The sequence below is a fragment of the Paenibacillus polysaccharolyticus genome, from assembly GCF_023714295.1.
Taxonomy (GTDB): Bacteria; Bacillota; Bacilli; order Paenibacillales; family Paenibacillaceae; genus Paenibacillus; species Paenibacillus polysaccharolyticus_A.
The window spans coordinates 138,269-161,549 of sequence record NZ_JAMAUN010000011.1 but is presented as its reverse complement, the minus strand read 5'-3'; the positions used below and the strand labels follow the sequence as shown (position 1 = coordinate 161,549).

19 protein-coding genes and 1 pseudogene are annotated in these 23,281 nt (G+C 45.8%); 18 read left to right on the top strand and 2 right to left on the bottom strand.

The window, feature by feature from the left end; translation table 11 throughout:
* Positions 1 to 2: 2 nt before the first annotated feature.
* Positions 3 to 485 carry a heme-degrading domain-containing protein gene (locus M3629_RS22655; RefSeq protein ID WP_251510538.1) on the bottom strand — a complete coding sequence of 161 codons (483 nt, stop codon included), beginning with the start codon at positions 483 to 485 and terminating at the stop codon, positions 3 to 5.
* A 222-nt stretch (positions 486 to 707) separates the two neighbouring features.
* Between M3629_RS22655 and lspA the strand changes: the two genes are divergently transcribed.
* Positions 708 to 1,190, top strand: a complete 483-nt coding sequence (lspA, locus tag M3629_RS22650; RefSeq protein WP_251510536.1) for a signal peptidase II — start codon at positions 708 to 710, stop codon at positions 1,188 to 1,190.
* A gap of 117 nt (positions 1,191 to 1,307) precedes the next feature.
* Here lspA and M3629_RS22645 read toward each other — a convergent pair whose 3' ends face one another.
* Complete coding sequence (locus M3629_RS22645) at positions 1,308 to 1,973, bottom strand: hypothetical protein (RefSeq protein ID WP_251510533.1); 666 nt, start codon at positions 1,971 to 1,973, stop codon at positions 1,308 to 1,310.
* A 152-nt stretch (positions 1,974 to 2,125) separates the two neighbouring features.
* Here M3629_RS22645 and M3629_RS22640 point away from each other — a divergent pair, with 152 nt between their 5' ends.
* The 17 genes and pseudogenes from M3629_RS22640 (at position 2,126) to M3629_RS22560 (ending at position 23,175) form a co-directional block, all read left to right on the top strand.
* Positions 2,126 to 3,517: a hypothetical protein gene (locus M3629_RS22640; protein WP_251510531.1), complete on the top strand. Its 1,392-nt coding sequence runs from the start codon at positions 2,126 to 2,128 to the stop codon at positions 3,515 to 3,517.
* A gap of 385 nt (positions 3,518 to 3,902) precedes the next feature.
* Positions 3,903 to 5,669: a cache domain-containing sensor histidine kinase gene (locus M3629_RS22635; protein ID WP_251510529.1), complete on the top strand. Its 1,767-nt coding sequence runs from the start codon at positions 3,903 to 3,905 to the stop codon at positions 5,667 to 5,669.
* Positions 5,659 to 6,447 carry a response regulator gene (locus M3629_RS22630; protein WP_251510527.1) on the top strand — a complete coding sequence of 263 codons (789 nt, stop codon included), beginning with the start codon at positions 5,659 to 5,661 and terminating at the stop codon, positions 6,445 to 6,447. The genes M3629_RS22635 and M3629_RS22630 overlap by 11 nt, the downstream gene beginning before the upstream one ends.
* Before the next feature lie 165 nt (positions 6,448 to 6,612).
* Positions 6,613 to 7,950: an extracellular solute-binding protein gene (locus M3629_RS22625; protein WP_221786690.1), complete on the top strand. Its 1,338-nt coding sequence runs from the start codon at positions 6,613 to 6,615 to the stop codon at positions 7,948 to 7,950.
* 62 nt (positions 7,951 to 8,012) lie between these two features.
* Entirely contained in the window at positions 8,013 to 8,894 is an 882-nt protein-coding gene (locus M3629_RS22620) for a carbohydrate ABC transporter permease (protein WP_090921632.1), read from the top strand.
* Between the two features lie 37 nt (positions 8,895 to 8,931).
* Entirely contained in the window at positions 8,932 to 9,813 is an 882-nt protein-coding gene (locus M3629_RS22615; protein WP_090921765.1) for a carbohydrate ABC transporter permease, read from the top strand.
* 274 nt (positions 9,814 to 10,087) lie between these two features.
* A complete protein-coding gene (locus M3629_RS22610; RefSeq protein WP_090921633.1) occupies positions 10,088 to 11,497 on the top strand; it encodes an MATE family efflux transporter in 1,410 nt (469 codons plus the stop codon).
* 147 nt (positions 11,498 to 11,644) lie between these two features.
* On the top strand, positions 11,645 to 12,562 hold the full coding sequence (locus tag M3629_RS22605) for a helix-turn-helix transcriptional regulator (protein WP_251510657.1): 918 nt from the start codon (positions 11,645 to 11,647) through the stop codon (positions 12,560 to 12,562).
* 301 nt (positions 12,563 to 12,863) lie between these two features.
* Positions 12,864 to 13,708 (top strand): annotated as a pseudogene (locus M3629_RS22600) (Rpn family recombination-promoting nuclease/putative transposase).
* Between the two features lie 22 nt (positions 13,709 to 13,730).
* Positions 13,731 to 13,988: a hypothetical protein gene (locus M3629_RS22595; protein WP_353056768.1), complete on the top strand. Its 258-nt coding sequence runs from the start codon at positions 13,731 to 13,733 to the stop codon at positions 13,986 to 13,988.
* A 269-nt stretch (positions 13,989 to 14,257) separates the two neighbouring features.
* Complete coding sequence (locus M3629_RS22590; RefSeq protein WP_154960523.1) at positions 14,258 to 14,971, top strand: response regulator transcription factor; 714 nt, start codon at positions 14,258 to 14,260, stop codon at positions 14,969 to 14,971.
* Positions 14,968 to 16,485: a sensor histidine kinase gene (locus M3629_RS22585; protein ID WP_251510524.1), complete on the top strand. Its 1,518-nt coding sequence runs from the start codon at positions 14,968 to 14,970 to the stop codon at positions 16,483 to 16,485. The genes M3629_RS22590 and M3629_RS22585 overlap by 4 nt, the downstream gene beginning before the upstream one ends.
* Positions 16,486 to 16,547: 62 nt before the next feature.
* On the top strand, positions 16,548 to 17,657 hold the full coding sequence (locus M3629_RS22580; RefSeq protein WP_251510522.1) for a TolB family protein: 1,110 nt from the start codon (positions 16,548 to 16,550) through the stop codon (positions 17,655 to 17,657).
* 255 nt (positions 17,658 to 17,912) lie between these two features.
* Positions 17,913 to 18,800, top strand: a complete 888-nt coding sequence (locus M3629_RS22575) for a rhodanese-related sulfurtransferase (protein WP_154960536.1) — start codon at positions 17,913 to 17,915, stop codon at positions 18,798 to 18,800.
* 21 nt (positions 18,801 to 18,821) lie between these two features.
* Positions 18,822 to 19,466 (top strand): helix-turn-helix transcriptional regulator, encoded by a 645-nt coding sequence (locus M3629_RS22570; RefSeq protein WP_251510520.1) that lies wholly within the window; start codon positions 18,822 to 18,824, stop codon positions 19,464 to 19,466.
* 271 nt (positions 19,467 to 19,737) lie between these two features.
* Entirely contained in the window at positions 19,738 to 21,756 is a 2,019-nt protein-coding gene (locus tag M3629_RS22565; protein WP_251510518.1) for a methyl-accepting chemotaxis protein, read from the top strand.
* A 369-nt stretch (positions 21,757 to 22,125) separates the two neighbouring features.
* Positions 22,126 to 23,175, top strand: a complete 1,050-nt coding sequence (locus M3629_RS22560) for an ABC transporter substrate-binding protein (protein ID WP_154890118.1) — start codon at positions 22,126 to 22,128, stop codon at positions 23,173 to 23,175.
* The last annotated feature ends 106 nt before the right edge of the window (positions 23,176 to 23,281 follow it).

The following is a 23,281-nucleotide window of genomic DNA, read 5'->3' as shown; positions in this document are numbered from 1 at the left end:
TATTACCTCTCTAAAAATGAGCGAATGCCTGTGGTGACGAGATCATGATCTTCCTCATCAGGCAGACCCGATATTGTGATTGTCCCCACATGCCCTTCCTCTTTTAGTATCAGCGGAAATGCGCCACCAGCCAGTACATAATCGGAGTCAGATAGTTGGTAATCTTGCTCCAATATTTTATTTTCGCTCCGTAGTCGTAAGGCCGTATGCCAGGAGCTGGAGCCGAAGTGGTTGACCACGTTGTTTTTGCGCCGAATCCAGTTTTCGTTATCGGGGTTGGTGCCTTCCATCGCATGCAAAAAGAGACGATGTCCCTTTAGCGTAATATCAATGGTCACCGCTTTTGAGCGGCGTTTCGCTTCCTGAACTAGATACAGGCCGAGTTGTAGTGCTGTTTCGGAGTTGAATGTATCCCATACCAGTTCCTGTTCTTCCTGCTGCATCTGTGCAAGTCTTGCAGTGACTTCGGGTTTAATCGGATTCAAATGAAAGACATCTCCTTCGTATGTGTGATGAAGCTCTAAATTCGACGCGGATTAGGGTCCTACCTGCCCGAAGTGAATTGCACACTTTATCGAATGTTAGAAGAGACTTAAGATCGGATCATTTGGAGACGTTATAACCGCTGTGGTAGAGTAAGAAGAACGTTATAATGATTTTTCTGCAATTGAACATAAAGAGCGGCTTAGGCAGGCAGGGGGAAAACGATGTTGTTTTATTTTATCGCGTTGCTGGTTACGCTTGTGGATCAGGGTACTAAAATTGCAGTTCGGATGTATATGGAGGTTGGCGAAGTGATGCGGCTTGGGGATTCAGGGATGCAGCTGCAACATTACGAAAATAGCGGTATGGCCGGAAGCATGTTTCAAGGGAATGCACGTTTATTCGGGGTCATTGCCGTGCTGTTTATCGTAGGTATGCTCTATTATCGGCGTAAAGGTGAGATACGGGGATTCTGGATGCAGGCCGGGGCAGGTTTCATGGTCGGCGGTGCACTCGGCAACGCCATAGATCGCTTTGTTTATGCTCGTGTGACGGACTTTCTGGTGTTTCCGTCGGGACGGGGCATTTTAAACCTGGCGGATGTGGCAATTAACATTGGTGTAGTGATGATCATCATTGGCATGCTGATTCGTGCCTATCAGCGGTATAGAGAGAAGCGTATGCGTAATGCGTTGCCTAAAGGGTAACATTGAGGGATATAAGCAATGATTGGTGACGAATGTTGTAATGTATGGTTGCAAAAGAGCCGAAGCAGAGGTTAGTCCTGCTTCGGCTCTTTGTTATTGCGAATTTTTAAAAGGGATTTAGTTATTTAATTTGAATAGTTCTGCGTCAAGCTCAGCTAGTTTTGTGAAAGAGATGGTCAGCTCTTTTTGTAAGTGTAACCTGGTCAGTATTGCTTCTTCGTTTGACAATTTAGCGAAATTTTCATTGATATATTTTTTATAAATAGCTGTGTTTAATTGAACGATTTCAATTGCAAGGTTTAAACTTCTTTCAAGGTTATCTGTTACAACTATCTCGGGAGTAGAGTTGCTCTGCAAAAGAAATTTTTCAAAAATAGCTATACTTGAATTAAAGTAGATAAAACCAGGGACATAATTAAGAGTAATAGGTTCTGTCATGTCCAGAGAGAAAGCTTTTTTTCCATCGGGAGAGTTATATATCTGTACATAGCTTGCATATTGATTCTGATTCTGATTTAACTGCTCATAGCTCTTGTATAACAATAATAATTCCTCTTTACTAATCATCTTTTTATCTATAGCGCTCTTCAAAGTTGACAAGATCGAATCCGAAGTGGAAAGAATACCGCTCTCGTAATCTGATAATACCTGACTGTATTGTTGATTTAAATAATCTTCTAGTTTTCCATTACTTGAATTATAACCAATAACATTTGCAACCAGAGAGGCTACAAGAGCAAGAGCTAATATAATAATAAGATTTCTTTGGCTCATTTTTTTCATAAGTTATGGTTCTCCTTAGAATAACTTTTGATGTACAACTGTGCATACACTCTATCTTAATCACATTATCCATTTTATTCAACTCCTTGACAATATATGTATCTTGAAATATATTTATAACTTAAATAAGTTAAAATGGGAGATGATGTAAAATGAAAGCGGTATTAAAGAATGTAACATTGCTGTCTCTAATTATTGCACTAGTCGTATCCTTTAGTGGGGTTAGTAGCGCTTCGAGTGAGTCTGTTATTGAAAAAGGGGAGATTCCTCAAACCGCAACATCTATTCCTGGATATATGGTTTCGAAAGAGAACATTCAAAGGGTCATAGGATCTGAAGAATATTCAAATTACATCGCTGAAGAGAAGTTAGTTCATCGGACGAAACTATTAATAGATAATTTAACGCTTGATGGCGATGCTGTACATATTAATGGGCTTGTTAGATACAATGAGGGGGCTATTCCACTTCAATTGGATGGTAAAATGTATTCAAGTAGAGAACAATCCGATGGAATTGAAAGTTATGTTGGAGATTTGAAGGAGAATAATGATAACTTTAAAGTTTTACATTTCAAGATAAAAACCAATGATAAAGCCGATACAAGTCTTATTTCTACGGAATTACGAAACACTGCCAATATTAAATTATACCTTCAAGATAAAAATGGCGGTATTTTGTACTTCGAAGAAAAATTAAATAATTTAAATATAGATACTTCTAAAATCACTACGGATGGATCATATGTAGATAGCCTTTTGGATGGCAATTGGTTTGAACAAATTCTTGTGCCTGCGGAGTCACAAAAAATTACTAACGATGAAATTAGCCTTTTTTCAACTCATTCCTACATTAAATCTTGTTCCACAGTTTACTATTCCAAAGTCCCTTTTGGCTTAGATGTAGCAGAATTTTATTTCTGTCCTAAAGTTGAGGGTGATATCATTGATGTTGGTTCATCATCTAGTGCCAACTGGACGTCCAGACTAACAGTTGCAGAACATGTAAGAGTGAATGGAAATACAACAACAGGTATTGAGCAACGTTATAAAATAGGCGGGGTGACAAGTGGAGGAACTCAGACTTTTGGAACTATCGCAGCGGGCCAGAATACAAAAATAACTTCCAGATTAATTGGTGGGGTATACAAAAAATCTAGTTCAGAAGTTAAAGTTAACTGGCCAGTTATTGTAGGGTATTTCACAAAAAGTATACCTTACTATGCTGCTGGAAAATCAGCATATGATGTACTTACAAGTATCTCTTATAATACAACCACTACAAATGTAAGTAATAATACGTATGAGAATGTAATTGGTAATACAAGTGGCTTCTCTTATAAAATTGATAAATCAGGATATCTATACGATGCTAGTCACTACCTTGATTTAGGTCTTTTCGTTTCTACTTGGAGATCTCAAGAAACAAAAAACGAAAGTACTACAGCCTATATTAATTGGAAATTTGATGTTAGTTTCCTAGGGTCGAAAGTAGAGACACTAGACTGGAAAATTCCAGTTAACTACAAGGTCAACGCTAACTAGTATGCCACTGGTATAATTGTTGAGTCAGCTCAAACCTTAAAAAAAGGTGTAAAAGAGCATATTAGAAAGAGAGAGAGGAAATGAGCAAACAAAGTGCTCCGCTTCTCTCTCTTTTTCTGTTTGATTTACGGAGAACGGCCAAATCCATTGATTCATAAACTAATATGTGATATTTTGAACTAGTTAGTTTAATCAATAAACAAAGAAGAACCACTCAGAGGAAAGACAATATACACGAGAACATTTTTTAATTTCTGCAAGCGCTTCAATCTAACCTTAACAGAATAACGTAGATGAATCCGGCATCGAGTGTATCCCGTTATGTAACATACGGGCGTGAGATGGTGGTTTCTTTTACATGCAGAAAGAGGAGGACGTCTAGATAGTGCAGCGGAAAACAAGGCATTTTAACTCGCTTCGTAATCAGATCTTTGTCGGTTTTGTAATGGTCATGCTCATAGTCCTGGTGCTCGCAGGCATTACAGCCTATGACCGTGTGGCGGCTTTGTTGAAAAGCAATGCCGAAAAGCATATCCATCAGACCGCGGTACAGGCCAGTGGCAGGTTGGATGCACTGATTGCACAGGTGAATTCCCTGACCGCTCAGGTTGCAGATGATGCTTACGTGCAACGTCTGCTGAATGAAGAGAAGCGAGGGCAGAAGGCGAGTTTTAATCAGCGGCAGGCGCTACTGCAGATTGCAGGTAGTTACCAGTCCTTTATTAATGGTGCACAGAGTATGGAGATATACACCACGGATTATAGTCGTATCTTTCCGATGGATGATCGTTCCTTAAGTCATAGGCTGGAGCGGAACTGGATTGTCAAAGCGGACGAGGGTAAGGGTCGACTGGTGTGGGCTGGCTCCGATCCCGACGATCCGAGCATTCTTCTGGCTGTTCGGCGAATCAGTCTGCTGGAACGTTCCTTTGAGCACGGGGGATACGTGGTTGTACGTATGCAACGCAGTTTTTTTCAACTGAATGATTCGGTTGGGGCAGACGGCTCCCAGGATTCAATCATGCTGCTGGACGGTGACGGTGAAGTGGTGACCTCTAATTTGGATGTGCATCTCGATCCTCAGGCGGTGATGAACAGTGAGTCCGTGGTTCAGAATGGCAAAGAATCTTATATCGTGGTGAAGCAACGATCTGAGTTAACGGGCTGGACACTGGCTGTACTGACACCACTACGAGAGACTACCGAAGGAGTGTCAATCCTGAGAACGGCATTGCTTGTATCGGGAATTATCGGCGTTATGCTTTTCTTAGTCATGTCCTTCTTCCTCTCCACGATGATTACCCGTCCGCTAATTCGGCTGATGCGGGCGATGCGCGGGGCACAACCGGGGGCAATGAGACCTAACCTCATGGTGAGTTCTACCTTAGAAATCAATGAACTGAATGACGTGTATAACCAGATGGTGTACAGGCAGAATGAGTTGACACAGGTGGTACATGAGAAAGAGGTCATGCAGTCTCGGGCTGAGATGAAGGCTTTGCAATCCCAGATTAATCCTCATTTTCTGTTCAATACATTAGAAGCGTTCTACTGGTCACTGGAGGAAAAAGGAGAGGAGGAGATGGCGCGTATGGTTATCGCGATGTCTCGGTTATTTCGCTACATCATCTCCAGCCCCCATCAGGATGAATGGGTTACGCTGGCGGACGAGCTTGAACATGTAGAACGGTATCTGAACATTATGCAGATGCGGCTGGGTGATAGGATGCAGTGGGAGATCAGGCTGAGTGAAGAGTTGCGAAGCGTACCCATGCCGAAGTTGCTGATTCAGCCGCTTGTGGAAAACGCCGTTCTGTACGGCATCGAGAATACGTTAAAACCTGGAATGGTAAAGATCAGCGTATATCCTTCATCGATAACAGATATCGTGTGTGTGGAGGTGCGCGATAATGGACCAGGAATAAACGAGGAACGTCTTCAGGACATTAAACAGGCGCTAAACGGTGGTGAGCCCGTAGCTCCCGGAAGAGGAGCAGGTGTGGGGTTGGTTAATGTACATCAACGTCTCGGGCTTTATTTTGGCGATCAGCTCGCTGAGCAGGCCAAACTTACGGTCGAGAGCGAAGTTGGAGCAGGAACAGTGATCCGATTCAACATTCCGAGGGGAACGGAGGCTACACATGATTCATGAAAAAACGATCCTGATTGTGGACGACGAACCGCGTACAAGAGAAGGCATACGTAAAACACTTGAAGCATGGTCTGCCGGGAAGAACCGGATTCAGACAGTGGCGAGTGGCGTGGAGGCCAGAGAGTGGCTTGCAAGCCAACCGGCTGACCTGCTGATTACCGATGTACGCATGCCAGAGTTGTCTGGCTTGTCTCTGGTGGAAGCTATTCAACATTTTCCTGGCAAACCAGCGGTGCTGATCATGTCAGGATACGCAGACTTCAATTATGCGCAGCAAGCGATTAAGCTGGGTGTGGTGGATTACTTGCTCAAGCCGATTGATAAAGAGCAGCTGCTTCAGACGGTACAGAAAGCACTTTTTCTTCATGAGCAGCAACGACGTATCCAAGCGATGCAAGACATCGTTGACCCGAAGCTGGTAGACATCCGGGAACGGAGAGAGCAACAGGATAATACACCGATTGGAGAAGCTTTGGCATACATTGAGACACATCTGGGTGAACCGATGACGATGCGTGAGCTTGCCGATTCCCTGCACCTGAATTCCAGTTATTTCAGTGTGCTGTTCAAAGAACAGGTCGGGCTGAATTTCAGCGAATATCTCATGCGCAAACGGGTACAGCGAGCAAAGGAGTTGTTAGTGCAGACGAACCTGCCCATCTCCGAAATTGCGGAGAGAGTAGGCTATCAGACCGATAAATATTTTATCAAAGTATTCAAAAGCCTGGAGAATATCAGTCCGAGTAAATATCGTCACTCTGTGAACGAAAAGGATTAACAGATGGAATTAAGCAGAGTTCACTCTTTCAACAAAAAGGGAATGAATACTCAAAATAGTGGAGTTTTTCCAAATCATTCTACCCTTATAGGCGGATGATGCCCATGCTACACTTTTGTTAAAGCGGTTACAAAAACCGAAATTCCACTATTGGGGGTTGGAAATATGAAAAGAAAGACACTGGCTATGATCCTGTCATGGACGCTGATTCTGGCTGTCATTTTGTCTGGATGCAACAATGCAGGTTCCGGGGCGGGCAAGGATTCCGGTAGTAATGCAGGCGGCGGTGACAGTGGCGGAGATGGCAAGGTTACTCTGAAATTCATGCATCTATGGCCTGCAGGCAGCTCCGCACAACAGAACAAGCTGGTCAACGATATTATCCAGCAGTATCAGACCGATAACCCAAATGTGACGATCAAGCAGGAAGTGCTGGAGAATGAACAATACAAAAACAAACTGAAAATTCTGTCTGCTTCCAATGAACTTCCCGATGTGGGCGTAACCTGGGCTGCGGGATTCCTGGAGCCTTATGTGAAGGGTAACCTGTTTGCACCACTCGATGATTTGCTTAAAGGGGATCTGGGCGAGAAGTTTATCGCCGGAACGACCGAGGCTTACGCGGTAGACGGTAAAACGTATGCGCTGCCGATTGAGCTGAATATCTCTCCTATTTATTACAACAAAGCGATATTTGAAAAATATAATTTGCAGACACCAGCCACCTATGATGAATTCCTGAACGTGGTGAAGACGCTGACCGATAACGGTGAAGTGCCGATTGCACTGGGGAACAAGGACCGCTGGACGGGGTCACTCTGGTACATGTACCTGGCGAATCGTGTAGGCGGGGATGCATTGGAGAAAGCCATTAACGGCTCCGGTAAGTTTGATGATCCGGCACTGACACAGGCTGCGGCTGAAGTGCAGAAGCTGGTGGATATGAACGCATTCAACAAAGGTTTTAACGGCTTGTCCAACGATGAGGGCAAATCCGAATTCATGAATGAAAAAGCGGCTATGTATCTGATGGGAACGTGGGAATTGCCAAACTTTACAACGAACCCGGACATTCCGCAGGACTTCAAGGATAAGGTTGGATTTTTCAAATTCCCGACGATTGACGGCGGCAAAGGCGACATTAACAGCTGGGTAGGCGGACCAGGTGTAGGATTGTTTGCGGCTCAGAACTCGAAAGTGAAGGACGAAGCGCAGAAATTCATTCAATACTTTGTGGAAAAATGGGGCGAAAGCTCGGTGACCGAAGCCGGAGTCATTCCTGCGACTAAAGTGGATACGGCTGCTGTACAGCTGCCACAACTATACATCGATCTGCTGAACGAGCTGAATCAGGCGAGCAGCCTGACCCTCTTTGCAGATGTGCAGATGAAACCTGCTGCTGCTCAGGCGCATCTCGATATGATTCAGGCACTGTTTGGTAAAGCAGTAACACCGGAAGACTTTGTGAAGAATCATCAGGCTGCGATCGACAAAGGCAACTGATGTAGACCTCACCGACACGTACACCATATGAATGTTTGAATGCTTGAAGGGAGGAATACGTCTTGGACAAAGTCATGTCGAACCGCCTGGTGGCTGCGCTGTACGTGCTTCCTGCGCTGCTTCTGCTCCTGGTTCTGGTCTACATCCCCATTGTACTTACGGGCTATTACGGTTTGATGCAGTGGGATGGAATTGGGGCAATGACGTTTATAGGTTTGGATAACTACGCCAGATTGCTTCAGGACAGTACGTTCTGGCAGAGTGCGAATCATACCTTTTTATTAGCCTTGTTCTCTGCGCTGAGTCTCATCGGTTATCTGATGATTGCACTCGTGCTGTCAGGCAAGATCAAGGGTGCAAACTTTTTTCGCAAAATATATCTGATTCCAATGTTGCTGTCATCCGTTGCGATTGCCCAGTTATGGCTGAAGATCTACCACCCCAGTAACGGTGTGTTAAATAGCTTTCTGGAAGCCATCGGATTTAGCAATCCGCCAGCCTGGCTGGCGGAGCCATCACTGGTGCTGTATGCATTGTTCGTTCCGATTCTGTGGCAGTATGCAGGCTTCTATATTTTGATCTATTATGCGGCACTCAAAAATATCCCTGAATCACTCATCGAGGCTGCGCGTATTGATGGTGCAAACCCGTGGCAGATTGCTTTCCGGATTAAGCTGCCGCTCATTACGGAAGTGATTAAAGTGACCGTGGTGCTCGCCGTGGTTGGCTCACTGAAATATTTTGACCTCATCTATGTCATGACAGACGGCGGTCCGAATGGCTCCAGTGAAGTCATGGCCTCCTACATGTATCGTCAGGCGTTTCGCAGTTTTGACTTTGGATACGGCAGTGCGGTAGGTTTCTTCCTGCTTCTCATCTGTCTGGTTGTGACATGGTTACTGCGTAAGGCAACCGCATCCAAAGATACAATTCAATATTCCTGACGCTTACTTACAATGAAAGGAGGTCATCCCGTTGAAGATGGAACCGGCTGTTCGGTTACCCGTTGGCCCGGAGACAGGTCATAGCCCGGTATGGGCGAGAAGGCTTGGATACGTCCTGTTATATGTGCTTCTGTCTCTGGTGGCTTTGCTTCAGATTTTGCCTTTAGTGTGGTTGCTGTTATTTTCACTGAAAAATAATCAGGAAGTATTCGACATGGCTCCTTTTGCGCTCCCGGCTACGCCGCGTTGGGAGAACTATGTCAAGGTGTGGACGGAAGGCAATATCAGCTTATATTTTTTCAACAGTGTATGGATTACGGTCGTTTCAGTGGTGTTCACGGTGCTGTTTGCAAGTCTCGTCACCTTTGCGATCACACGCATGCGCTGGAAGGGACGTTCACTGGTGCTGGGACTGTTCATGGTGGGTCTGATGATCCCGGTACATTCCACGCTGATTCCGCTGTTCAGTCTGTTTCTGAAGTTGAATCTCACCGATCATCCGTTATCGGTCATTCTCTCTTACATTGCATTTAATATGCCGATTACGATTATGATTCTGCTCGGATTCTATTATGCGCTTCCGAGAGAGGTAGAAGAGGCCGCTGTGATGGATGGCTGCTCGGTGAACCGCATCTTCTTCCGCATTGTACTGCCTATGACGGCTTCGGTCATTGCAACAACCGCGATCATTAACATGATCTATGACTGGAATGAATTTATTTTTGTAAATACTTTCATTAGTTCGGATGCGTACAAAACGCTGACCGTCGGAGTTCAGAACTTTATTGGACAGTACACTACCGATTGGGGTGCCATTGGTGCAACGTTGATGATCAGCATCTTGCCGATTCTGATTGCGTTCCTGGTGCTGAGTGAACGAATTGTCGAAGGGATTGCGGCTGGTTCGGTCAAAGGCTAATTGCTTGCCAGTGCTTCCACTGATTATAAACGTAAGAGAATATAGCCCTCCCACTAATCGCTTAATACGCGTGCTGGGAGGGTTTTGTTATGTCCTGGGGGCATCATCGAGCGCCACTCGAAAGGAGTAGCCAGACGTGTTTTATGAAAACGGTATAATTCCTATTTCTGGAATTTCAAAAAACTTTCAATTATTTTCGCAAAACTACTGCATTTTCAAACCACCTGTGCTAACATACCCTATGAATTGAAGCAAACGTTGGAAAGGTGAGAAAATGACAGCAATATCCTCGACCAAAGAGTCTCTCCGTTCAGATGCCCAGGATCTGAAGCTGATTCGGTTAACTTGGCCTATATTCCTGGAACTCTTTTTGTTTATGTTGATGGGGAGCGTGGATACGCTCATGCTTAGCTCGGTATCGGATAATGCCGTCTCCGGGGTGGGTGCAGCCAACCAGATTATTTCCATTGCGATTCTTGTACTCGAAGTTATTGGACATGGCGCTGCGATTGTTGTAGCCCAATATATCGGTTCGAAAAAGCTGACTGAAGCAGCTCAGGTTACAGGTAATGCCATCACGCTTAATCTAGCGGTTGGATTGATTCTGAGTGTGATCTTCCTGGTGTTTGGTGGACATCTGCTGTCACTTTTAAATATACAAGGTGAAATTTACGATTATGCTCGTTCCTATATAAGTATTGTCGGGGGCGGAATTTTCTTGCAGGCCCTCATTAATGCACTGGCGGCAACGATTCGTACACATGGTTATACCAAGGAAACGATGTATGTGTCCGTGTTTATGAACGTCATCCACGTGATTGGTAACTATGCTCTGATCTTTGGACATTTCGGCTTGCCGAAGCTGGGCGTGGAAGGGGCAGCGATCTCGACGGTAGGTAGCCGTTTCGTCTGCTTGCTGATCTTTTTCTGGCTCTTGTATCGTGTAAGCGAGGTTCGTGTCGATTTTGAATATTACATTAAATTGTCCAAAAATTTTATTGGCAAAATTCTGCGCATCGGTATTCCTTCTGCGATGGAATCGATGGTGTATCACTCCTGCCAGCTCGTATTCACGCTGTACGTGACTTATTTGGGTGCGGAAGCGATGGCAACCAAACAATATGCAGGTAACATTTCGAGCTACATTTATCTGTTCAGTATGGCAATCGGCATGGGGACATCTATCATCGTTGGCCGGCTTGTCGGTGCTCGGCGCAAGGATGATGCGTACAAACGTGTATTCGACAGTGTAAAATGGGCGCTTCTGGCTACCGTTGCGATTGACGTGATCATTATCATTTTCCGCGTGCCACTGATGAGCATCTTTACGGAAAATCCAGAAATTATCAGGCTGGGAGCACAGGTATTGCTGCTCAGTCTGGTGCTTGAAACCGGGCGTACGTGTAATATCGTTATCATTGGTTCCCTGCGTGCTGCGGGGGATGCGAAGTTCCCGGTATACATGGGCCTGATCTCTATGGTATGCATGAGTCTGCCTCTTGGCTATCTGCTGGTATTCCAGTTGAACATGGGGCTGGCAGGTGTGTGGCTTGCCATTGCTGCGGATGAATGGACACGTGCGGTTATTATGTACTTCCGCTGGAAGAGCCGTGCTTGGGAGAAACACGAGCTGGTAGAGCATGAAGAAGAAGAGACTGGTGTACAGCCGGTTCCAGCAGTCTGATCAGGCTGTACTTGGCCGAGAAGCACATTTAAATGAGAGTTAAGAAGAGTCGGTTAGGGACATGGTTGTCCCTGATCAGGCTCTTCTTTTTTTATTTTCCGCAAAAATGATCAAAACGGCTCCTTCGTGAACACGTATAGTAAAGATATGGAAGGGGGACATCTTCAATTGAGTCGATATCAGGAGATGATTCAGGACAGCTTGTTCTACATCGAGAACCATCTGCATGAAGAGATTGGGCTGGAAGACGTGGCTTCCAAGGCGGCATTATCGCCATATCATTATCATCGGGTATTCCGGGATGAGGTGGGCATGACGGTGGTTGATTACATTCGCCATCGGCGGATGAGTCTGGCATCCACCGCGCTGCGTTCTACGGATGCAGGGATTCTCTACATATCGCTGGCCTGCGGATTCGAAAGTCAGGAAGCATTTACTCGGGCTTTTCGCAAAATGTATGGGATGCCACCTGGGCGGTTTCGCAAATTATTTGATCTTAAACTATTCACTGGGAAAACCAGAGGAGGAGAAATAGAGATGAATACTACAACGGCAATCAAAGGTTGGATGTTAACAGGGAGTCACCCGCAAAACTATGAGATGGGACTTGATCCTGCCGAGGTACATCAAGGCAAGGCCTCAGGATATTTGAAGGCCGTTACACCGATGGAACCAAATGAATTTGCTACGATGATGCAACAGTTCAAGGCAGACAAGTATGTAGGTAAACGAATGAAGTTGACGGGATTTGTTAAAACGGATCGTGTAGAAGCATTCTGCGGACTATGGATGCGTGTGGATAATCAGGTGCAGGATGTACTGCAGTTTGATAATATGCATGACCGGCCGATCTCAGGTACACAGCCATGGAATCAGTACAGCATTGTACTGGATGTACCAGCAGAGAGTGCAGTTATTTCATTTGGGGTGATTCTGAACGGAAAAGGAAAGGTCTGGGTGGACAGCTTCCGCTTCGAAGAGGTGGATCTAAACACACCTGTGACGCATATGGAAACGGAGTATGAGATGTCGGACGAGCCGTTAAATCTGTCGTTTGAGGAATGAATAATCAAATGATGCTATATAAGTTGAGCTGTTCATTTACACGTTAACGGAGAGGACAGAAAAAAACTGAAAAAGCGGAGCGGTCGCCTGAAAGCTTTCTGCAAGAAAGCTACATCGGAAGCATACGCTGTTCCCCGGATTTTCCCCTTTGGAGAAGGGAATCGAAAAAATCTGGGGATAACATTGGAAGGTTGTTCTGTCATCGGAGTGGATTGTGTAAATACTTTAGTTCATTATTTTTAAACAGAAGGAGGGATGGGAATTATGGTATAATGCTGGTGAAGAATGGAGCTGATGATGTGTGGCAGAACTGCTTGATCCACGGGTAGATTTTGTGTTCAAACGCATTTTTGGAAGTGAGCAAAATAAAGATGTTTTGTTGGCTTTTCTGAACAGCACGTTTATTGAAACTGGCGAGGCTCCCTTAACGGAGATTACGGTTATTAACACGTACACGGATAAAGATAGTCCAGAGGATAAGCAGTCCATTCTGGATATTAAGGCGAAGACGGTCGAAGGCAAGCTCATTAATATTGAGATGCAGCTGTTCAACCCGTACCATATGGAGAAGCGTACGCTGTTCTATTGGAGTGAGATGTACTTCCACCAGATTAAAAAGGGTGAGAACTATAATCTGCTTAAAAAGTGTGTGACTATTAACATTTTGAACTACTCCTGTTTGGATAATGAACGTTACCACAATGTGTTTCATTTGCGGGAAGACCACACAGGGATTAGCCTGACGGATGACATTGAAATCCATGTGATGGAGTTAACGAAGCTGGACAACACCCTATTCCGCTGGAGAAGGGCGGACTTGTGAATTGGCTGTTATTCCTGAGAGGGATCGACACATCAAATTGGGAGGTGCTGGCGATGAATGAACCGATGTTGAAGAAAGCGATGGATACGCTGGAATTTCTGAGTCATGATGCCGCTACCCGTATGGCGTATGATGCCCGTATGAAGGCTCTGAGTGATGAAAAGTCGATGATTGAGGGGGCGCGGGCAGAAGGCTTACGGGAAGGCTTACGAGAAGGCAAACAAGAGATGGCTCGCGAGCTGTTAGCACTCGGTGTGGACATGTCGGCTATTGTGAAGGCCTCGGGTCTTTCCGAAGAGAAAATCCGTAAGTTGCTCCCATAAGAAACATACGGAGGTGCTGGCCATGAATGAACCGATGTTGAAGAAAGCGATGGATACGCTGGAATTTCTGAGTCATGATGCCGCTACCCGTATGGCGTATGATGCCCGTATGAAGGCCCTGAGTGATGAAAAGTCGATGATTGAGGGGGCGCGGGCAGAAGGCTTACGGGAGGGCAAACAAGAGATGGCTCGTGAGTTGTTGGGGCTCGGTGTGGACATGTCCACTATCGTGAAGGCCTCGGGTCTTTCCGAAGAGGAAATCCGAAAGTTGCTACCTTAGCAATAGGTACCAACAAAGATGATTAGAGTTTAAATATTATCAGTCAATTTCACATCGTTACAGTCCACATGTATTAGAGAAATTTTGAGCCAATCCATCGGTGGAACGGCTCTTTTTGCCGTCTTTGGGGTATAAAAGAAGAAGAGCAACGTACCTGCTGCGAGATATCCATAGGGTAATGAAAACGACCAAAGTTTCATGGCGTAATGAACGCGATCTTGATAACATAAACGCATAAACCAATGACACAGATAAAGAGGATGAATCCGATGAATAGAAAAGTGCTTGTTGTGGATGATGAATCCAGCATCGTCAGTGCCATTGCGTACGCACTGCGGCGTGAAGGATATGAAGTAGAGACAGCGAATGATGGCGAAGAGGCCTTGGAGAAGGTGGCTTTGTTCCATCCTCAAGTCATGATTCTGGATGTGATGATGCCCAAACTGGACGGATATGGCGTCTGCCGCAGGCTGGAAGATCGGGAGGATATCGGCATTATTTTGCTCACTGTCAAGAACGAACTGGTGGATAAAATTGTCGGTCTTGAAATGGGCGCAGACGATTATATGACCAAACCGTTCGAAATCCGCGAATTGCTCGCCCGCGTGAAGGCACTGATGCGTCGGGTAGAGAAAAGCAGTACCCCACCGCAGGACGACTCCAAGAGCCAAGCAATTGTCAATGGAACCCTGCGTATTCATGTTGCTCATCGCACTGTGACGGTGGGTGAAGAGAAGCTGGATTTAACGCCCAAGGAGTTCGACCTGCTGACCATTCTGATGTCCAATCCGGAACGGGTGTACACACGGGATGATTTGCTGGATCGAGTGTGGGGCATGGAGTACGCAGGGGGGACACGGACGGTAGATATTCACATCCAGCGTTTGCGCAAAAAAATCGGGGATACCGATCAGCAAATGCTGCAAACGGTATACGGTATTGGGTACAAGGCAACTGCTCCTGAAACAGGCGGAACGGTATGAGAGTCAGCATCAAGCTAAAATTCAGCGTGTTTCTGGCCGCATTGCTCATCCTCACGGTGGTTGTGCTCAGTTCCCTCGTACTCCGAGGCATTGAGCTTAATCAGCAATCACAGGTAGAGCGTACTCTCGCGCAACAGACGCGTCTCATTAATCTGAATGTGCGCCAGGCGTATTATACGGAGGCCATTCGTCAGGAGCCGGAACAGTTCCTGCAGCAAAATGGACGTAGATTGGCGCAAGCTCTCTCTGACTCAACAGGCCTGCCAATTGCACTATATGACATGAGTGGCAAACAAGTGGGAGCTTCTTTTGCGCCAAGTGAGAATGAACTCGTTCAGGAGACTCTGAATTACGCATTGAAGAATAAAATTGCCTATCACGAGCAGGGAGAGACATTGCTTTATGCCGCTCCGCTGGACGGCCCGGAGGGACAGATTGGTGCCATCTGGATTCAATATTCCGTGCAGAGTTATCAGGATTTCTATGCCCGGATTCTTCAATTGTTCTTATGGGCAGGCATCACGGTGGTTGCGCTTAGTTTCATTCTAGGTTATCTGTTCTACAACCGTTTTGCTGTAGCGATTACCCGATTGAAGAAATCAGCAGCCTCCATTCAAGAAGGGAACTATATTACCGAATCCCCGGTCAAACGTAAGGATGAACTAGGCGAGCTGGGACAAGGGATTTATTATATGAGCACGTCTATTCAGCAAAATATTGCAGCCATGCATGCAGAGCAGCAGAAACTGCAACTGGCGATTGAGAAGCTGCAAGCATTGGAGCAACAACAGAAACAATATATCGGCAACATCAGTCATGAGTTCAAGACACCACTGACGTCCATCAAGGCATACGTGGAGCTCTTAAATATGTACAAGGATGATCCACAACTGCTGGACGATGCGACGAATAATATCGGGAAAGAAACCGAACGATTATATGAAATGGTGGAGAAGGTGTTGCATCTGTCTGCGCTCGAAAAGTATGATTTCGAGAATCAGGCGGAGGATGTGGAGATCGGTGCATTACTGGAGGACGCTTGCGGACGAATGCGAGGTAAGGTTGAAAAGTTTGCACTGAACATGGAACTCGATCTGGAGCCCGCTATTATTCACAGTGACCGGGAGAGTCTGATGCACATTTTCATCAATCTGCTGGACAATGCGATCAAATATAACGTTCCTGGAGGCATCATTCGAGTGGAGAATGAGCGGCGTACAGAGGAACATCAGGCGGTTATTCGCATCTATAACTCAGGTATGCCGATCCCTGAAGAGGCACGCGAGAAGATCTTTGAACCTTTTTACACCGTCAATAAGGACAGAGCTCGCAAAACAGGCGGAACCGGACTCGGTCTATCCCTCGTAAAACAGTTTGTTGAGAAACAGGGCGGAACGATTACGTTACTACCAAGTGATCCAGCGTATCAAGAAGGCGTGACATTTCAACTTGTATTCCCGCTTGTAGATCAAGACATAGATACAAGTTTACAAGTTGGAAACAAGTCTGAATAACTTTGGAAGTATGCCAGCTTTATGATGGGTGTATAGCATAAGTAACCGAGGGGGATCACGACATGATGAGATGGATGAAAGTCACGTTTGGAGCACTGGGGGCAGCTGCGTTATTGACCACTGTTGCCTGTGGAAGCACCACAGAGCCGTCTGGCAATACACAAGGTGCAAAAACAGGCACAGACATTACTGTAAAAGATAACACGAACACGTCCGTTTACCAGAATTTCAAACTTGAGAAAATAGATAAACTGCCTAATATGCGCGGAATCGCTTGGTTGAGCGAGAGTTCGATTGTGACAGATAAAGAAAACACGTCCATGAAACCTGTTAGTGTAGAGGGAGAGGAACGTTATCCGCACAACCTGTACATGTATGATCTGACGAAAGGCACAGATACACCGCTTATAGAGAGCGAGGTTAACCTGGGAGCACCGCAGGTATCGCCGGATGGGCAGCATCTGTTCTACTGGCAGACAGAGGAAGCGACAGGCTGGCCTTTCATTCTGAACCTGAAGAGCGGAGAAGCGGTTGCTGCGGGTAAAGAGGATGGATTTGTTCAGGAAGGTGCCTGGCTCGATAATGAACATGTTGTTTTTTCCAATATGAAAGGAGATCTGATCTCGGCTGCACTGGACGGCACCACTAAAGTATTGGTAGAGACAGGTAACTTTAACGTGCGCAGCATCAAGGTGTCGGGCAACATGATCTATTACATTACCGGAGAAGACGGTCAACTGAATACCTATGATGTGAAGACGGGCGAAGCCAAACAGGTGCTCAAAAGCGTGGAGTGGGTTATCCCTTCGAACGACGGAACAAGGCTTGCGATTGTAAAAAGAACAGCGGATACCAAACGGGCGCTGGTGCTCACCGATCTGGAAGGCAATGAGAAGGCCACACTCGCCAGAGGCACGCAGATTTTTGGCACAAGCTGGTCGGGTGACGACTCCAAGATCGCGTACACGATTAATTCCGATAAGGATAACGAAAAAGGATTGTTTGTTTCCAACACCGAATCGGCAGAGCAATTCCAGATTTCCGCAGAGATGGACAATGTGGCTGATGCGTTGGCCTGGAGCCCGCAGGGGAACAAAATTTTGCTGTCACAATCCGTGATGGAGAATGAAAAATATCACTTTGTGACCTCGATAATTACGATTTCGGAATAGTTGCCCAATCAAAGGATAGTGGCGGTATGGAGGGCGTGTTCCATATCTTTCATGCCTTTCTATACATTTATATTGACTAAGTCCTTGCGCTTCCGATAAACTAGTATGCAGGAATATAAAGTCGAATGGTTAGACAGCAGTTCGAGACGATGTTTCGGGCGGCTGTTTCTTTTCTTTTTCTGCAAGTCAGGGTGCAATGTAGGTGGCTCGCCGGAGGAACCGGCCAACAACATGGAAGAGGAACAGGTGATATACATGTGTAACAGCGCGTATCGCGTGCTTTTATATTATAAGTTCGTGAAGATCGAAGACCCCGAGACGTTAACGCAGGAGCATCTGCAATACTGCAAGGACCTAGGGGTGAAAGGCCGTATTCTGATTGCTTCCGAAGGCATCAACGGCACAGTATCAGGAACGCCAGAGCAGACAGAGCAATATATGAAGGACATGCATGCCAATCCGCTGTTCAAGGATATGGTGTTTAAAATTGATGATGTGGAAGAGCATGCGTTCAAAAAAATCTTTGTGCGTCACAAAGCAGAACTGGTGACTTTCCGCGTAGACGATGAACTTGATCCGAATGAGATTAGCGGTAAACGCCTCTCACCGAAGGAATTTCACGAGCATTTGCAACGGGATGACGTTATCGTCATTGATGGACGCAATGATTATGAGTATGAGATCGGCCATTTCCGCGGCGCTATCCGCCCGGATGTCGAATCATTCCGTGAATTCCCCGAGTGGATTCGCGAGAATCTCGGTGATATGAAGGACAAAACAATCATTACGTACTGCACAGGCGGTATCCGCTGTGAGAAGCTGACCGGGTTTATGATCAAAGAAGGTTTCCAGGATGTTGCCCAACTGGAAGGCGGAATTGTAACTTACGGGAAAGACCCTGAGGTGCAGGGGCGCCTGTTTGATGGAAAATGTTATGTATTTGACGAGAGGATTTCCGTACCGATCAACCGTACCGATGAGGATATTGTTATCGCCAGCTGTTATCACTGTGGTACGACACATGACCGATATATTAATTGTCCGACCTGCAACCTGCAGCATGTCTGCTGTGAGGATTGCGAAGAGACGCATAACCGCTTTTGCTCGGATGCTTGCCGGGAGGCAGCGCCCGTACAGGCATAAGCAGGAGAGCAGGTGCTGAACATGAAGCGTGAAGAAGAACGTACAACGCGTGAACGGATTCTGTTCATGCTGAAGCAGCAAGGAACGATGACGGCTCGTGAAATCACGGCGGAGCTAGGGCTGACCGGAATGGCGATTCGTCGCCATCTGACAGCACTGGAGCAGGAAGGATGGATCGAGGTGCGTGAGGCTCGTGCAACAGCAGGGCGTCCCTCCTCGGTATATCATCTGACGGATCGCGGAGATAATTATTTCCCGAAGTCGTACTCTTCTCTAACGCTGGAACTGCTTGATGAACTGTCTGATACGGCAGGCAGTGGAGTCGTGGATGCCCTTTTTGAAGGTCGCCGTGACAAGTTGCTTCGCAGCGGCTTGTCCCATATGGAGGGTCATGACCTTGCCGGACGTGTCGAGGAACTGGCACGAATCCAGAATGCCAACGGGTATATGGCTGATGCGTCCATAGAAGAAGATGGTACCTATGTCATTACCGAGCTGAACTGTCCAATCGTGCAGGTTGCGAGTGTGTACAAGCAGGCTTGTCGTTGTGAGCTGGAGCTATTTCGATCCCTATTGCAAGCGGACGTCGAGCGCACTGAATGTTATGCTGATGGCGGCAAGAAGTGTAAGTACCAGATTCGTGAGGTATCGGGGAAGTCATCATAGCGGGTCATCTATAAGATTGTTTCGAAATGTCGAAGCAGTCTTTTTTTATCTAAAAAACATTTGTACGTAATTTTTATACACGTTTATTCGCTTTGATATGAATAAACACACCCATATCTCATTATGAACATATGAGAGTTAAATTACTTGTTATATGAATTCTGATCCAAAACTTTTTTAAGAAGCGGTATTTTTCGGATTAAAAACACTCGTGATTATACCGATATATATCATATAAAAATTATAGCTTCTAAAAAAAAGGGGATAGGTCATGGCTCGGAAAAAATCAGGTTTTCTTCGTTCAATACTCAAATTTTGTTCTTTAAGGCAAACGGCAGGACAAATCATGCTGTCTTCACTGATCATCGTTATTGTCTGTGTTGCGGTCCTTTCGGTTACCTTCTATGTTCCTACATCGAATCAGGTCAAAAGCTATTCAACGAAACAGCTCGTATTAGATACGAAATTGCTGGCCAAAGAAATGGATATCAAAATGAAAGAGCAACAAACCATCGTTAGAATGATTGCCGAGCAAGGTGCGTCAATTGGGGACAATAAAGAGCAACAGATGCAATTTCTCTCCAGTTTAAAAGAACAACATCCGGAGTTTACTACGGTTCTCTATTCACCGGATGTATCAGGACAGTTTGCGATGGACGCGACAGGTAAAGAATATGACTTATCGAGCCGGCCTTATGTAAAAGAAATTCAGGCGGGTCGTCCGTATGTCTCTGAACCGTTGATTTCTGTAGTAGATAATAAACTTGGCGTTGCCATTGGGTCGCCGATTATGAAAGATGGTCAACCGGTTGGTTTCTATACAGCTGGATATCAGATTAATGAGTTGGTCGAAGATGTAATTGCATTTAAGCACGGCAACACGGGACAAGCAGTGTTGACGACAGCGAGTGGAATCTTTATCTATTCTCCGGATGAGACGAAGATTATGAATAGTAATATTACGGATATGGGTAACACCCATATGAATGAAGCATTTGCTGAAGCGGTAAAAGGCAATTATCTTGCATTTGATTTTCAAATAGATGGTGTTAAAAGATTGGGATACATGACTCAAACAGAACTGAACTGGGTTGTTGTTACATATATGGATGAGAGTGAATTTTCAAAACCGGTTAATGACCTGCTCGTACTTGTACTAACTGTAGGAATCATCATCGTTGCGGCAGCATTGTTACTCAGTATTTTAATCGCGACAAAAATTGTAAAGCCCATTCGTCAACTCACACACGGGATTGATCTACTGGCACAAGGCGATCTGACGTATCGCATTCCTGTAAAAGGGAAAACGGATATTAGCGCAGCCCTGCATTCATTTAATAGATCTAGTGAGCAACTACATCAGTTGATGACGAATGTTTCGGATCTATCCGGACAATTAACCGATTCTGCCAAACAGCTAGCCGTAGGTGCTGAGCAAGGTTCCAATGCATCACAGAGCATTACGGAGGCTATTATGGTGGTTGCCGAGGGCTCGGAGCGTCAAACGTCAAGTGTACAAGATGGCAGCAATGTAGCTGAAAATATTGCGATGCAGATTAATGGTGTCGCAGAACATAGCTCTCATGTATCTACCGTTGCTTCGGAAGCGAATGTACTCGCGACGGATGGATCTACAGCGATGCATGATCTGGGTAGGAAGATGGATGAGATGGAGTATGGCATTCGTGAGTTGTCCGGTACGATCCAGAACCTCAGCAGTTTGTCTACCTCTATTGGTGAGGTTGTAGGAGTAATTAGCAACATTGCCCGGCAAACGAATATCCTCTCTCTGAATGCGGCAATTGAAGCATCACGTTCTGGTGAGGCTGGCCGGGGATTTGCCGTCGTGGCCGATGAAGTTCGTAATCTTGCCGGACAGTCGATTGCATCCGCAGAGCAGATTGCTGGATTTATTGGGCGCATTCAGGTGGAGATTGAGCGTACACTTCGTGCTTCAGAACAGACCGTTGAGCAGGCTGCTCAAGGCAAACAGGCGGGCGAAGTGGCAAGTGAGCTGTTTACGAATATTCGCTCGTCCGTGGAACAGGTCGCTGACAGTATCCGTAGTGTGACAGCGGCGGCAGAGGAGATTGTCTCTGGAACGGGAAGCCTGGTGGGCTCTATTCGCCTCATTGCTGATTCGGCTAGCGAGACAGCAGCAGAGACTGAAAATGTCTCCGCAGCGGCACAGCAACAAATGGCTTCTATGGAGGAAGTCGCTTCCTCATCAGCGGAACTTGCTAATATGTCAGAGCAACTGCGGTCACAGATTGAGAAATTTAAATTGTAGATCGATATAACGTATTAGATCGATGCTTATGGATTAAAGTAGATATAAAAAATGAGGCAATCCATTATTTAGGGTTGTCTTTTTTTGATAATGTAAAGTTTTCTATCACGAATCTGAGTGAAACAAAAATGGAAGCGGTTCAACCATTGACGGAAGCCGGGATGCCCTTTAATATTAGGAAAACAATAAAAGAGCAACACGGCATGGACTTCAGTCGCATGCCAAAAGTCTAGATTTGTCTGCTTTTGTCGATCAAAGCAACAATGCGTTGAAGCGTTTGTTTTGTTCCGCTCTATCGTACCTGAGGGGATACAAGATGGAGTGTAACCGGAAGACCACATTTTAACATTTGGAGAGGGGTTCTTACAGATGAAAAAGAAGTTTTGGATGTCATTGATGATGGCTGCTTCGATGATCGTAGCGGCAGGTTGCGGAAATAACAGTGGTGCAGGCTCGGAGTCCAAAGGTTCAGACAGCACAACAGGGGGCGGAAGCGCAGAGAAATCCTACCAGATTGCCATCTCCCAGATTGTGGAACATCCCTCGCTGGATGCTACACGCGAAGGATTCATCGCTGCCCTGAAGGATGCAGGCATTGAAGAGAACAAAAACCTTAAGATTGATTATAACAATGCACAGGGTGATTCCACGAATAACCTGTCCATTGCACAAAAAATCGCGGGTGATTCCAAAAACGACCTCGTGCTCGGGATTGCGACTCCATCTGCATTAGCCCTCGCGCAACAAGTAAAGGACAAGCCACTCTTGTTTGCCGCTGTGACGGACCCACTGGGTGCGAAGCTCGTGAGTGACATGGACAAACCGGGCGGCAATGTAACCGGTGCATCGGATACGAATCCAGAGGCGATTGTGCAATTGGCTGATTTTATCGCTAAAAACCTGCCAGATGTAAAAACAGTAGGACTGGTCATTAACGAAGGTGAGCCGAATGCAGTTGTCATGGCGAATAATGCCGAGAAGGCTTTGGCAACACATAACATCAAGCTGGTTAAAGCGCCAGTAACCAATACATCGGAAGTTAAACAAGCGACAGACTCGCTGGTTGGTAAAGTCGACGCATTCTACATTACACTCGACAACTCTGTAGTAAGTGCTGTGGATACCATCATTCAGACGGCAAATAGCAACAAAATTCCGTTCTTCTCCAGTGATCGGGATACGGTAGAGAAGGGTGCTTTTGCAACCGTAGGATTTAAATATTATGACCACGGTTACCAAGTCGGTGAGATGGCTGCGGACATCTTGAAAAATGGAACCAAACCGGGCGATATGAAGGTGACTGTTCCGGACAAGCTGGATCTGATCCTGAACCTGAAGGCAGCTGAAGCTCAAGGCATCACGGTAACGGATGAGATGAAGGCCGAAGTGAAAGATCAGGCAAACAATATTATCCAATAAGAACCAATGGCCGGATTCATTTATTGATTAGCTGAAAGGTTGACATTACTTCGGCAGACGGAGGCGAGGCGAACGAGCAGGTGGGTTCGCCTCATTCTTTTCCGGT

Bases quoted from the DNA above. Each gene is read 5' to 3' on its own strand.
- lspA (WP_251510536.1), top strand. From the start codon at position 708: ATGTTGTTTTATTTTATCGCGTTGCTGGTTACGCTTGTGGATCAGGGT.
- M3629_RS22645 (WP_251510533.1), bottom strand. From the start codon at position 1,973: ATGAAAAAAATGAGCCAAAGAAATCTTATTATTATATTAGCTCTTGCT.
- M3629_RS22640 (WP_251510531.1), top strand. From the start codon at position 2,126: ATGAAAGCGGTATTAAAGAATGTAACATTGCTGTCTCTAATTATTGCA.
- M3629_RS22630 (WP_251510527.1), top strand. From the start codon at position 5,659: ATGATTCATGAAAAAACGATCCTGATTGTGGACGACGAACCGCGTACA.
- M3629_RS22625 (WP_221786690.1), top strand. From the start codon at position 6,613: ATGAAAAGAAAGACACTGGCTATGATCCTGTCATGGACGCTGATTCTG.
- M3629_RS22615 (WP_090921765.1), top strand. From the start codon at position 8,932: ATGGAACCGGCTGTTCGGTTACCCGTTGGCCCGGAGACAGGTCATAGC.
- M3629_RS22610 (WP_090921633.1), top strand. From the start codon at position 10,088: ATGACAGCAATATCCTCGACCAAAGAGTCTCTCCGTTCAGATGCCCAG.
- M3629_RS22605 (WP_251510657.1), top strand. From the start codon at position 11,645: ATGGAAGGGGGACATCTTCAATTGAGTCGATATCAGGAGATGATTCAG.
- M3629_RS22595 (WP_353056768.1), top strand. From the start codon at position 13,731: ATGAATGAACCGATGTTGAAGAAAGCGATGGATACGCTGGAATTTCTG.
- M3629_RS22590 (WP_154960523.1), top strand. From the start codon at position 14,258: ATGAATAGAAAAGTGCTTGTTGTGGATGATGAATCCAGCATCGTCAGT.
- M3629_RS22585 (WP_251510524.1), top strand. From the start codon at position 14,968: ATGAGAGTCAGCATCAAGCTAAAATTCAGCGTGTTTCTGGCCGCATTG.
- M3629_RS22580 (WP_251510522.1), top strand. From the start codon at position 16,548: ATGATGAGATGGATGAAAGTCACGTTTGGAGCACTGGGGGCAGCTGCG.
- M3629_RS22575 (WP_154960536.1), top strand. From the start codon at position 17,913: ATGTGTAACAGCGCGTATCGCGTGCTTTTATATTATAAGTTCGTGAAG.
- M3629_RS22570 (WP_251510520.1), top strand. From the start codon at position 18,822: ATGAAGCGTGAAGAAGAACGTACAACGCGTGAACGGATTCTGTTCATG.
- M3629_RS22565 (WP_251510518.1), top strand. From the start codon at position 19,738: ATGGCTCGGAAAAAATCAGGTTTTCTTCGTTCAATACTCAAATTTTGT.
- M3629_RS22560 (WP_154890118.1), top strand. From the start codon at position 22,126: ATGAAAAAGAAGTTTTGGATGTCATTGATGATGGCTGCTTCGATGATC.